Annotated in this window: 11 protein-coding genes; 3 read left to right on the forward strand and 8 right to left on the reverse strand. The window is 46.4% G+C overall.

Annotated elements, in window-relative coordinates; translation table 11 throughout:
• Positions 1–9 precede the first annotated feature (9 nt).
• Positions 10–438, reverse strand: coding sequence for an RrF2 family transcriptional regulator (locus GPK58_RS01510; RefSeq protein ID WP_015526993.1), 429 nt, complete (start codon positions 436–438; stop codon positions 10–12).
• A 123-nt stretch (positions 439–561) separates the two neighbouring features.
• On the opposite strand from GPK58_RS01510, the gene GPK58_RS01515 reads away from it, so the two are divergent.
• Positions 562–1,896, forward strand: coding sequence for a polysaccharide biosynthesis protein (locus tag GPK58_RS01515; RefSeq protein ID WP_118752580.1), 1,335 nt, complete (start codon positions 562–564; stop codon positions 1,894–1,896).
• Between the two features lie 42 nt (positions 1,897–1,938).
• Positions 1,939–2,970, forward strand: coding sequence for a 3-deoxy-7-phosphoheptulonate synthase (locus GPK58_RS01520; protein ID WP_015526991.1), 1,032 nt, complete (start codon positions 1,939–1,941; stop codon positions 2,968–2,970).
• Between the two features lie 139 nt (positions 2,971–3,109).
• Here the strand turns inward: GPK58_RS01520 and xerD are convergent, their stop codons facing one another.
• The 6 genes from xerD to uraA all read right to left on the reverse strand — a co-directional run bounded on the left by xerD (position 3,110) and on the right by uraA (position 9,671).
• Positions 3,110–3,994: a site-specific tyrosine recombinase XerD gene (xerD, locus tag GPK58_RS01525; RefSeq protein ID WP_015526990.1), complete on the reverse strand. Its 885-nt coding sequence runs from the start codon at positions 3,992–3,994 to the stop codon at positions 3,110–3,112.
• Positions 3,995–4,173: 179 nt separating this feature from the next.
• Positions 4,174–4,782 carry a stage II sporulation protein M gene (locus tag GPK58_RS01530; protein ID WP_118608589.1) on the reverse strand — a complete coding sequence of 203 codons (609 nt, stop codon included), beginning with the start codon at positions 4,780–4,782 and terminating at the stop codon, positions 4,174–4,176.
• 129 nt (positions 4,783–4,911) lie between these two features.
• Positions 4,912–6,471: a ribonuclease Y gene (rny, locus tag GPK58_RS01535; protein ID WP_021650814.1), complete on the reverse strand. Its 1,560-nt coding sequence runs from the start codon at positions 6,469–6,471 to the stop codon at positions 4,912–4,914.
• Between the two features lie 140 nt (positions 6,472–6,611).
• Positions 6,612–7,100, reverse strand: a complete 489-nt coding sequence (locus GPK58_RS01540) for a regulatory protein RecX (protein WP_173722591.1) — start codon at positions 7,098–7,100, stop codon at positions 6,612–6,614.
• Between the two features lie 3 nt (positions 7,101–7,103).
• On the reverse strand, positions 7,104–8,156 hold the full coding sequence (gene recA / locus GPK58_RS01545) for a recombinase RecA (RefSeq protein WP_015526986.1): 1,053 nt from the start codon (positions 8,154–8,156) through the stop codon (positions 7,104–7,106).
• Positions 8,157–8,420: 264 nt separating this feature from the next.
• The gene (gene uraA / locus GPK58_RS01550; protein WP_215638091.1) at positions 8,421–9,671 is read right to left on the reverse strand and encodes a uracil permease; all 1,251 of its coding nucleotides are present in this window, start codon (positions 9,669–9,671) and stop codon (positions 8,421–8,423) included.
• A gap of 188 nt (positions 9,672–9,859) precedes the next feature.
• Between uraA and pepT the strand changes: the two genes are divergently transcribed.
• Positions 9,860–11,086 carry a peptidase T gene (pepT, locus tag GPK58_RS01555; RefSeq protein WP_092069665.1) on the forward strand — a complete coding sequence of 409 codons (1,227 nt, stop codon included), beginning with the start codon at positions 9,860–9,862 and terminating at the stop codon, positions 11,084–11,086.
• A gap of 183 nt (positions 11,087–11,269) precedes the next feature.
• Here pepT and GPK58_RS01560 read toward each other — a convergent pair whose 3' ends face one another.
• A complete protein-coding gene (locus tag GPK58_RS01560; RefSeq protein ID WP_092069576.1) occupies positions 11,270–12,895 on the reverse strand; it encodes a putative polysaccharide biosynthesis protein in 1,626 nt (541 codons plus the stop codon).
• Positions 12,896–12,904 lie beyond the last annotated feature (9 nt).

Genomic DNA, 12,904 nt, shown 5'->3' on the forward strand with positions numbered 1-12,904 from the left:
TCAGGATAATTATTTTTCGTGTATTCTCCGGCTTTCTTCGATCAGCTCACTGAGCATCAGGGTATCCACTGCATCTGTGATGCTGTCGTTGATCCTCTTCCACACTAGTTTAGCTACACAGAGATCGGAACCCTGGCAGCCACCGTCACCTTCTGTTCCCGGACATGTTGCAGCCTCCAGGCCACCCTCCAGGACACGAAGGATATCTCCCACTGAAATCTCTTCTGCCGGTCTTCCAAGGAAATATCCTCCGGCTGCGCCGCGGACACTCTTCACAAGGCCCGCTTTCTTCAAAAGTGCCATCAGCTGCTCCAGATAGCTGACTGATATATTCTGACGGCCCGCAATACTCTGAAGCGAGACCGCTTCTTTTTCACTGTAAAGACCAAGGTCTATCAAAGCCTTAAGTCCGTATTTTGCTCTTGTTGACAGTTTCATCCGCTCACCTCTTTTTTCAATTCCCAGTGTTTTCCTCGGATTTCATGTTTACTCTATCAGAAACATATGGTTCTGTCAAGACTAACTTCTTCATATACTGACAAAAAAGACTCAAGGTTATCCATGTCAAAAAAAATATTTCTCAAAGGAACCCTGATTCTTGCCTGCACAGGCCTTATCAGCCGTATCGCAGGTTTCTTTTATAGAATATTCCTCTCCCATGCCATTGGTGCGGAAGGTCTTGGTTTGTATCAGCTGGTTCTTCCTCTCCAGGGACTTATGGCCGCTTTATCCTATACAGGGATCCAGTCTGCCCTTTCCCGACTGATCGCGTCCAGACTTGCCCTTCAGGAGAAAAAGGAGGCACGTTTTTCGCTGGTCACAGGAACACTTATGGCTGTCTTTTTTTCTGCTGCAGCCGGTTTTCTGCTTTTTCAGCACGCATATTTTTTTGCTTCCGCAATTCTGAAAACACCGCAGACTTCCGGTCTTCTTCGCATAACAGCTGTCAGTATTCCTCTCTGTGCCATTCATTCCTGCATTAACAGCTATTATTATGCCCGGAAAAAAGCCTCTGTTCCGGCAGTCGTACAGCTTTCGGAGCAGTCTGCACGGATCGGCACTACCTATATCCTGTATCTGATCTTTCTTTCCGAAGGACGTCCGATCACTGCATTGATCGCAGCGGGAGGTTCCCTTGCCGGAGAGACTGCCGCTTCGCTGGTGTCGCTGCTGGTAGTTTCCTTTCATTTCGGAAATCACCCTGTACACGAAAAGACTCCCGTCAGGATCTTTCCGCTGATAAAGGACCTTTTCACACTGTCTTTTCCCATTTCCCTGAACAGGATCCTTCTGACACTTCTCGGCAGCATAGAAGCGGTCCTGATCCCACAGATGCTTCTGCGTTCCGGCATGACAGCCTCAGACTCACTGAAGATCTATGGGATCTTTACAGGAATGGCACTGCCCCTGCTCCTGTTTCCTTCCACACTTACGTCTTCCGCCGCTGTAATGCTGATGCCTTCCATCGCACAGCTTGATGCACTGGGAAAGCAGAAGCAGATTCGCCGTGTCACAGATCAGACCTTTTTTCTGTGCATGTTCCTGGGATTTCTATGCGGAAGCGGATTCTTTCTTTTTGGCCCATTCCTCGGAGCATTGCTTTTTCACAGCCAGACTGCCGGAACCTACATACGGTACCTGTCTTTTATCTGTCCTTTTCTTTATACAAACACCATGCTCACCAGCATCCTGCAGGGACTTGGAAAACCGGGGCTCTGCCTGATCCACAGTATTGCCAGCATTCTCATCCGCATTTTCTCCGTTGTTTTTATAATTCCGGCAACAGGGATCCGAGGCTATTTTTATGGAATTTTTCTGGGTGAGCTGCTGCTTACTCTTCTACACGTGAAAGCGCTAAAATTTCCCTATCGACAATCGGCCAATAATCGTTTATAATAAATAATCGAAATGTCTATAGTTATGGAGGAATAAAGTACTATGAGTTTTGAATTCATAAAAAAACTGCCAACTCCTGAGGAAATCCGCAATCAGTATCCGCTCGATGCTGAACTTCAGGCGCTCAAGGAGAAACGCGATGCTGAGATTCGCGACGTTTTCACCGGAAAATCCGATAAATTCCTCGCTATCATCGGACCATGTTCTGCAGATAACGAAGATGCCGTATGCGATTATCTTTTAAGACTTCGCAAAGTTCAGGAAAAGATCGAGGATAAAGTCCTTATCATCCCGCGTGTTTACACAAACAAACCACGTACGACCGGTGAAGGATACAAGGGCATGGTCCATCAGCCGGATCCTGAGAAAAAACCGAACCTTCTTGCCGGGCTGATCGCGATCCGTAAGATGCACATGCGCGCTATCCGCGAAAGCGGCTTCACCTGTGCAGATGAGATGCTTTACCCAGAGAACTACCGTTATCTCTCTGATCTGCTTTCCTACGTTGCTGTAGGCGCACGTTCTGTTGAAGATCAGCAGCACAGACTCACTGTCAGCGGCATGGATGTTCCGGCTGGTATGAAGAACCCTACCAGTGGTGACTACAGCGTTATGCTGAACTCCATTGTTGCAGCACAGGGCGCTCATCGTTTTATTTACAGAAGCTGGGAGGTTGAGACCACCGGTAATCCACTCTCTCACGCAATCCTTCGTGGTGCGGTAAACAAGCATGGGGAAGCAATCCCAAACTACCATTACGAGGATCTTCGTCTTCTCTATGACAAATACCATGCAAAGAACCTTGCCAACCCGGCAGTGATCGTGGATACCAACCACTCCAACTCCAACAAGCATTACGAGCAGCAGGTTCGTATCGCAAGTGAGGTTCTTCACAGCCGTCAGGTAGATCCTGAGCTTCACTCCATGGTAAAGGGTCTCATGATCGAGAGCTATATCGAGCCAGGCAACCAGAAGATCGGTGGAGATCACATCTACGGAAAATCCATCACAGATGCCTGCCTTGGTTGGGATGAGTCTGAGAAGCTGCTTTACACGATCGCTGAAAATTGCTAAGTTCTGTCTGATCTGCACTTCAGGGAACAGACATTTGTGATCCTTTTACACTTTATGTTCAAAAAAAGAACCGGCATTCTCCCATTTTGGAAGCTGCCGGTTCTTTTTTGAACGCGTTTTTTATATTATTTCTTACAGATCAATGCCTCGGATGTGCTTTCATATATACGTCTCGCATTTTCGCAACGCCAAAATTCAGATAGACCTGTGTGGTGGAAATATCCGAATGTCCAAGCATTTCCTGCACACTCTTCACGTCCGCTCCATTCTGCAGCATATGTGCGGCAAAAGAATGTCTCAGTGTATGCGGCGTGATATCATGCTGAATCCCGGCTTCCTCTGCATATCCCTTCAGAACTTTCCAGAATCCCTGTCTGCTCATGGATTTTCCTGAACAGTTGGTAAAAAGACTCTCCGTCTCATTTTCTTTCACAAATTTTCCACGGGCTTCCTTCAGATATTTCTCCATGGCTGTTTTGCATACATTTCCTATCGGGATCACCCGTTCCTTATCCTCATCGTGACAGACTACATAACCAAGCCGCAGATTGAGATCCTCCAGATTCAGCCGCAAAAGTTCACTGACGCGCATTCCTGTAGCATACAAAAGCTCCAGCATGGCACTGTCCCGGATTCCCTTCGGTGTATTCAGATCCGGCTGTTTCAAAAGGCGGTCTACCTCATCCACAGTAAGGATCTCCGGCATCCGCTTCTCAACCTTGGGCGGCTTCAGTTCCAGAGACGGATCCCTCTCGATCCTGTTCTCCTGATAAAGATACTGAAACAAGGCACGGATAGATGCTACATTTCTGGAGATCGTTGAGGAAGCGAACTGTCCTCTCTCCATATAGCTGAGATAGCCTTCCAGCTCCAGTTCTCCTACATCTCGGATATCATAAATCCCACGATCTGCAAAATACACTGCCATCTTCTTCAGGTCTCTCTGGTAAGATACTTCTGTATTATGTGACGTTCTTTTTCTATTATGTAAATATGTAATAAATTCCCGTATCTCTATATCCATTTCTCTGCATCCCGTTTCTCTAAAATCATACTCGTTTATGACTGAATTATACTGTGAATTTTACATAAAATCAAACAGTTTTTCATCGTAAAACCGCACAATTTCAACACTTTCCGGCACAAACCACCAAATATCGCAGATTTTATGGAAACCATCACTAGATATTGTGGAAATTTTCCTCAAAAAAATTTCAGGCCCTTTATAACTTTTTCTACGACCCAGGGATTCAGAAAACTTTCTGAGAGGATTCCTCCTGTATACAGCAGAAAAACTGTGATCCCCTGCCGAAAATAAGCCCCTGTTTTCTGCGGCACAAGTCCATAATTTTTCCAGATCCCATATGATTGTCTGTATACGATACCTGCAAGATAAAAATACGCCGGAATATAGACCAGATACTGCGGCATCAGAAGTCCGGCGCCGGCCACACCGCCATAAATACCAAATTCCAGAACCGATAATGCCAGGATCATTCCTGTCTCCATTCCCAAAAACAGCATATATGCGACCGTCAAAGGCACTCCGAATATTGTAAATCCGCATAAAAACAACAGAAGAAAAAAACCTCCTCTTCGTCGCAGCACTTCCAGGAAATAAGCTCCGCCGGAAATATCTTTTCCTGCAAAGCTGCGGATCAGATAAAAAGAAGCCAGGGTTTTCTGTTTCCACTCCATTTTCCAGATCAGATTTGGCAACACATTTCCCGCAAAAAATCCGGTCATAAAAAGAAGCTCCGCCGGAAAACGTCCGGCATTTTTCCACTTCCGGTTCTCTGTCTTACTCTCCATTTACTCACCCTGTACCAGTTTACGCCTGTTTTTCCGGTAATATGACCGTTTTTCCACATGACAAAAAGGCCGGCCAGCTAAAAAGCTGTCCGACCTTTGATATTTCCAGAACTTTCTTCCATTGAAAGCTTATTTTGCGTAGTCAACCGCTCTGCTTTCACGGATCACATTAACTTTGATCTGTCCAGGATACTCAAGCTCTGCCTCGATCTGCTTTGCAATATCTCTTGCAAGGAGAACCATATCTGCATCACTTACATGATCCGGCACGACCATAACACGAATTTCTCTTCCTGCCTGAATAGCAAAAGATTTCTCTACACCTTTGAATTCATTGGTGATATCCTCAAGCTGTTTCAGACGATTAGTATAGGTTTCCAGGGTCTCACGTCTTGCTCCAGGTCTTGCTGCGGAAATTGCATCAGCAGCCTGTACAATACACGCGATCAGAGATTCCGGCTCCACATCACCATGATGAGACGCAACCGTGTTGATAACGATCGGGGACTCCTTGTATTTCTTGCAGAGATCCACACCGATCTGAATATGAGAACCTTCTACCTCATGGTCAATGGATTTACCAATGTCATGAAGAAGTCCGGCACGCTTGGCCATACGCACATCCACACCAACTTCTCCTGCAAGAAGTCCGGAAAGCTGTGCAACCTCAATTGAATGTCTCAGAGCATTCTGTCCATAGCTTGAACGGAATTTCATACGTCCAAGAAGCTTCAGAAGTTCCGGATGGATTCCATGTACCCCTACATCCATGGCAGCATTCTCACCATCTTCCCGGATCTGTGCTTCCACTTCTTTCTGGGCTTTCTCTACCATCTCTTCAATTCTTGCCGGATGGATACGTCCATCCACGATCAGTTTCTCAAGAGCCACTCTGGCGATCTCTCTCCTGATCGGATCAAATGCGGAGAGTACCACTGCCTCCGGTGTATCATCAATGATCAGATCCACACCGGTAAGTGTCTCAAGTGTACGGATGTTACGGCCTTCACGACCGATGATCCTTCCCTTCATTTCATCACTTGGAAGCTGTACCACAGAAATCGTTGTCTCGGAAACATGATCCACTGCACATTTCTGAATGGCATTGACTACATATTCCCTGGCTTTCTTATTGGCATCTTCCTTTGCTCTGTTCTCAAGCTCTTTATAGAGTCTTGCAACATCCACCTTTACGTCATCTTCTACAGATTTCAGTAATTCTTCTTTTGCCTGTTCGGAGGTAAGACCTGAAACTCGTTCCAGTTCCTGTACTCCTTTTTCCTCAAGTTCATTTACTCGTTTTTCTTTTTCTTGTAACTCGTTAAATTTCGCTGTACATTCCAGCTCACGCTTCTCCACTGCATTGGCTTTTTTGTCAACAGATTCCTCTTTTGACAAAACTCGCTTCTCGTATCTCTGCAGCTCGTTTCTCCGTTCCTTGGTTTCCCTTTCCAGTTCATTTTTAGTTCGCAGAGATTCTTCCTTTACTTCAAGTAAAGTTTCACGTTTCTTGGTCTCTGCTGCTTTCAATGCTTCATCAAGAATATTCCTTGCCTTATCCTCTGCTGTACCTATGATTTCCGCATCCTTGCGTACTTTCTTGTCAACAGCAACCTTGCAAGTAACAGGAACTGCAATAAGTAGCGTGACTACCACAGCGACAATAACACCGATAATTGTGCCTGCCACAGGAGCACCTCCTTATTTAGTTTTCATTGTACAAATACAACAATACAAGTTTAGCTGTTTTTCACATTTATGTCAAGTTTTTCTCATGAAAAAGCAGATTTTGGTTAGCATATATAAACTGGCTCTTTTTCTCCGCAGAGTCATTCCATATCACGGTTCACCCGGATGTTCATTTCTTCCAGGGTATGGGAAATATCCTCATACCGGAACGCTCGTCTGGCCAGATATCCATACAGCCTTCGCATCTGTCCTTCATCAAGCTCTGTGTCCGGCGCATATTTCTTCTCGATCGTCCTGCGTAATACCTCCCGCTCGTCCGGTTCCATAAGCTCTTCCATCTCATTCCAGGCATCCAGGGCAATCTGACGGTCCACACCCTTTAACTGAAGTTCCGAGAGGATCTTCTGACGGCTCCTGGTTTCCATGCGGAAGGAGATATAGGTTCTGGCATAACGGGCATCGTTGATATACCCATAGGACTTCACATAAGCAATGGCATCTTCTACTGCCTCCGGTGAAAATTCAGCCTGACGGAGTTTATCCGTCAGGCCTTTCTCTGTGCGGTCCATATGTTCCAGAAGCCGCATGGCTTTCTTTCTTGCACGGTTTCGTTCTTCCAGATCCAGCATGGATTACTCTTCCTTCTCTGTATCTTCTGCCTGTACTGCTGCTTCTGCTGTCTCATCTGCCGGATCCAGATGATAATGTACACGAACCTTCTTCTCGATCTCATCGCGGATCTCCGGATGCTCTCTCAGGAATAATTTGGCATTCTCACGTCCCTGTCCGATCTTATCCCCTTCATATGCATACCAGGCTCCGCTTTTGTTTACGATGGAGCATTCTGCAGCCAGATCCAGGATATCTCCCTCTCTGGAAATACCGGTTCCGAACATGATATCAAACTCTGCCTGCTTAAATGGCGGAGCCACCTTGTTCTTAACTACTTTCACACGGGTGTGGTTTCCAACCATCTCACCACCCTGCTTCAATGTTTCCACACGGCGTACATCCATACGGACAGATGCATAGAATTTCAGCGCACGTCCACCGGTTGTAGTTTCCGGATTGCCAAACATCACTCCAACCTTCTCACGAAGCTGGTTGATAAAGATCACCACGCAGTTGGACTTGCTGATAACAGCCGTCAGTTTACGGAGTGCCTGTGACATCAGACGGGCCTGCAGACCTACATGGCTGTCTCCCATATCTCCTTCAATCTCAGCCTTGGGGACCAGGGCTGCAACAGAGTCCACGATCACGATATCCACTGCACCGGAACGTACCATAGTCTCTGTGATCTCCAGCGCCTGCTCTCCGTTATCCGGCTGTGAAATATAAAGGTTGTCGATATCAACACCTATACTCTTGGCATAAACAGGATCAAGAGCATGCTCCGCATCGATAAATCCTGCGATTCCGCCTCTCTTCTGCACTTCAGCGACCATATGTAAAGCTACCGTTGTCTTACCACTGGACTCCGGTCCGTAGATCTCCACGATACGTCCCTTGGGAACACCCCCTACACCAAGGGCGATATCCAGGCTTAAGCATCCTGTGGGAACTGCCTCCACCTGCATATGGGAACTGGAATCTCCAAGCTTCATGACAGAGCCTTTACCGAACTGTTTCTCAATATTTCCAAGAGCCGCTTCCAGCGCCTTCTGCTTCTCTTCACTGATCATTATGTAATCTCCTATTCTTTATTCTCTTTCTAATCAGGTTTCCTTTAATTCGAACCTTTGTTCGTGTTTTCTGTATTACATAGTATTATAAAACGGAATGATTGTCAATAAGATACTTGAAAATCCTTCTGTTTTTTTGTTGACAGGATCTCTGAAAATCCGACAAAAAACTTCCCATACATGATTTCTTTTTCCTCTCTGAATGCAAAAAAGCAGATAAAAAGATTTCCCTCTTCATCTGCTTTTTATGCAATATATTTCCTGTCACTGATCGTTGGTCAGCTTCAGTTTGTCCAGAATATAGAATACAAGGCTTAATGCCATGGCAACCACACATGCCAGCACCATACCGGTAAGCTCAACATTTCCAAGCTTCAGGGCAATTCCGGAAAGACCTACAACAAAGACAACGCTTGTCAGCGTCAGATTTCTGGACTTGCTGTAATCCACGTGATTGTCAACCAGCATACGAAGGCCGGAGGTTCCGATCATTCCGTAAAGAAGGAAGGAAATCCCACCGATCACCGGACCGGGAATGGTACTGATCAGAGCTGCCAGTTTACCAAGGAAGGAACAGCAGATAGAAAGCACTGCCGCACCACCGATCACCTGTACACTGTAAACCTTTGTCACTGCCATGACACCGATGTTCTCACCGTAAGTAGTTGTCGGCACAGAACCAAGGCATCCGGAAACTGTGGTAGAGAAGAAATCTGCAAACAGGGATCTGTGGAGACCCGGATCTTTCAGAAGATTTCTTCCAACGATCTTTCCGGTTACGATCTGATGGCCGATATGCTCGGAGGTTACCAGAAGCAATGCCGGAAAGATCGTCATAATGGCCTCAAAATTAAATTTCGGAGATGTAAAGTTGGGAAGAGCCAAAAATGCCGCTTCCCTTACCTGTGTAAAATCCAGAAGCCCGCATACACCTGCTGCCACATATCCCACAATGATCGCGATCAGGATCGGAATAACAGAAAGGAAGCCCCGGAACAGGATCTGCCCGAATACCGCAACTCCAAGTGTGACCAGAAATACGATCACATTCTTCGGATCTACCTTCTCGTCCAGAAGTCCTGCCGTACTTGCTGCATTTCCCGCAAGCTCCAGACCGATCAGTGCCACTACCGGTCCCATTGCCGCTGTAGGAAGCACGATATCGATCCAGTCTGTTCCGCACTGGCGGACGATCAATGCCACGCACATACCAGCAATACCCAGAACAACGAAACCACCAAGGGCATACTCATATCCATACTTGCTGATCACCAGAAGAGCCGGTGAAAGGAAGGCAAAACTGGAGCCCAAATAAGCCGGTGCCTTTCCTTTTGTGATGAAAATAAAAAGGAGTGTTCCCACACCATTCATCAGAAGCACAATAGCCGGACTGATACCAAAAAGGAATGGCACCAGTACGGATGCTCCGAACATGGCGAACATATGCTGGATACTTAACGGTATCAGCATCTTTGCAGGTACTTTTTCTTCGACCTGTATGATTCTTTTTTCCACTCTCAAATCCTCCTGTTTTTTATTATCTCACAGATTATAGCACAGGTTTTCACATCGTGGGAGATTTTTTACATAAATATGCAGGTATTGTGTGTTATACTGTTATTATCTCCGTAAAAACAGGCGGATTCCATAAATACAGCTGCCGTCTGTTCCGGAAGGAATTTTTCAGAAAGGAATATTCTTCTATGAAAGCATACCAACGACTTCTATCCTATGTAAAAATATCCACACCCAGCAATGAAGAAAGCTCTTCTTCCCCCTCTTCCCAGTGCCAGTTTGACCTGGCCCGGCTTCTTGTGGAGGAACTGAAAGGCCTTGGGATCTCTGATGTGTCTCTGGATGAACACTGTTACGTTTATGCACATCTTCCTGCTACAGAAGGTCTGGAGCACTGCAAAGCACTGGGCTTTATCGCTCATATGGATACGGTTTCCGATTTCTGCGACCATGCAGTCACACCGGTGGTCACAGAAGATTACGATGGAAAAGAGCTTCCTCTCGGCACAAGCGGCAGAACTCTTTCCCCGGAAATGTTCCCCCATCTTGCTTCACTTGCCGGGCGTACCCTGATCACCTCAGACGGAACCACGATCCTAGGCGCAGACGACAAGGCCGGCATTGCAGAGATCCTCACTGCGCTGGAGCATATCCTTACGGAAAAAATACCTCACGGACCTCTCTGCGTTGCTTTTACTCCGGATGAAGAGATCGGCATGGGACCGGCACACTTTGATGTAAAAAAATTCGGTGCGGATTATGCATATACCCTAGACGGTGATACGGAAGGCGAGATCCAGTACGAAAACTTTAACGCCTGCAGTGCAAAAGTAACCTTCCAGGGCGTTAATGTACATCCCGGTTCTTCCAAAAATACCATGATCAACGCAGCCCTCGTTGCCATGGAATTTAACTCCATGCTTCCGGCGGCAGATACTCCCAGGAATACAGATGATTACGAAGGATTTTTCCATCTGTGCTCCATGAAAGGAGATGTTTCCCAGGCTGAGCTTCAGTATATTGTCCGGGATCACGATGCCGCTTCTTTTGAGATCCGTCAGAAAACGCTCACACATATCACGGAGATCCTCAATGAAAAATGGGGGGAAGGTACCGTAACTCTTACCATCACCCAGCAGTATCGCAATATGAAAGAGATCATCGATACCTGCCCATGGCTGATATCTCTGGCAGAAGAAGCCTGCCACAGTTGCGGTGTCACACCGCTGATCCTGCCTATCCGCGGCGGCACAGACGGTGCACAGTTAAGCTTTATGGGACTGCCCTGCCCGAATCTCGGAACCGGCGGACATGCCTATCACGGGCCTTATGAGCACATTACAGCAGAAGGAATGGATGCCGCTGTGAACGTTACTCTGGAGATCATAAGACTATTTTCACAGAGAAAAGACTGAAAAGAAACTTTTCTTCGAAAGTCTGCATTCCCTGAAATCTGATATAATGAAAAAATACTCACAGATCCTCCGGCTGGAAATCTGCCGGAACAAATCTGTGAGTATTTTTTCCTGTGCTAGCTATGTTCACTTTGAGTTCTGCACCGAATAACTGTATTGCCGTTTACTGATCGGACTTACAGATCAGATGATCTTCATCATTCTCGCCAGCTTCTTCATATATCTTCCACCAGGCATCATACCCAGCTCATCTTCACCGGGCTTGCTTACAAACAGATATACAATAAAGTATACACCTGCTGCCAGCATCACGGAAATACCAAGACAGATCACATTGGAATGGATCAGTGCATACAATCCGTAATACACCACTCCCGCAACAACTCCCATCGGGATAGATGCCAGGAACGGGCTTAAATAAGCACTTCTCCACGGATTCTTATAGCCCATATATTTCTTGATGGAACGGTCATTGAGAAGACACATCACAACTGCATAAACGATCTGGGCGATGACAATGGTATAAACACCAAGATTGGTAAATACCAGAAGCAGGGCCATGGCTATCACATCTGCCACCAGTGCAATGGCTGCATGGATCATCGGGAGCTTCGGCTTGCCGATTCCCTGAAGTACACCGTTGGTGATATTGGAGTTGCCATTCAGGATAATGGTGATTCCTCCCAGGATCAGAAGCTGTCCGCCTACGCCATTGGTTCCCGGGAAGATCAGTCTCGTGATCGGTCCGGAAAGAACTGCAAGACCTACTGCCGCCGGAATGGATATCAGCATACTGATCCATGTGGCACGGTCTGTCTTCATATTTGCACCTTCAATATCGTGCATTGCATAATGTGCGGAAACCTCAGGGATCATAGATGTCGGTGCTGTACTTGCCAGGGTAAGCGGGATATTGATCAGCGTCATATAATATCCGTACTCGGAATACAAGGTCTGGATCACGTCCTTGGCAGCACCCTTGATATCCATGATACCGGAATACATATAACTGTTGATATATCCGTTTACATTATAAATAAAAGCACTGAGAATGATCGGCATGATGATGAGCACGATATTACTCATTACATGACCCATACTCTCATTTATAGAATGGCGGTCATTGACGATCCTTTTCCGGATGATCTTACGGTTTACCCCATAAACGATCAGCATAAAGATCAGCGCAGAAGCCACACCTGCTCCGGTACCCATGGTAGCACCTGCCGCACCCCAGCGATGGACCAGATCCATATCTCCTGTTGCGGAAAAATGCTGGATAAATACATGTGACATCAGAAGCGCAAAGGTTGCCACAAAGATCTGCTCAATGATCTGCGAGATCGATGTAGGCATCATATTGCGGTATGCCTGGAAATATCCACGGAATACACCGCAGAGACCGGACATGAAAATTGTGGGCGCAAGCATCTGCAGTGCCAGACGGGCGTTAGCCATACTGTCCGGAACCAGGATTCCTGCACCAAATACACAGATCAGCGCCACGATACCGCCGGCAACTGCCGCATAGATCAATGCACCGTAAAATACCTTCTGTGCATCCTTATATCTGTGAAAAGCGATCTTCTCCGCCATGATCTTGGATACAGCCTGAGGAATACTGAAGGACGCGATCATCAGCAGAATAAAATATACATTCTGTGCAAACTGGAAAAGTGCAAAGCTCTGACTTCCCAGTGTAGTTGAAAGCGGACTCTTGTACAGCATTCCGATGATCTTGGAGATCAGCGCCGCAACCATAAGAAAAGATGCGTTTTTCACAAGTGTGTTATCATTTTTTTTACCCATTTTACTTTC

This window comes from Blautia sp. MCC270 (assembly GCF_018785605.1).
Taxonomy (GTDB): domain Bacteria; phylum Bacillota; class Clostridia; order Lachnospirales; family Lachnospiraceae; genus Blautia_A; species Blautia_A fusiformis.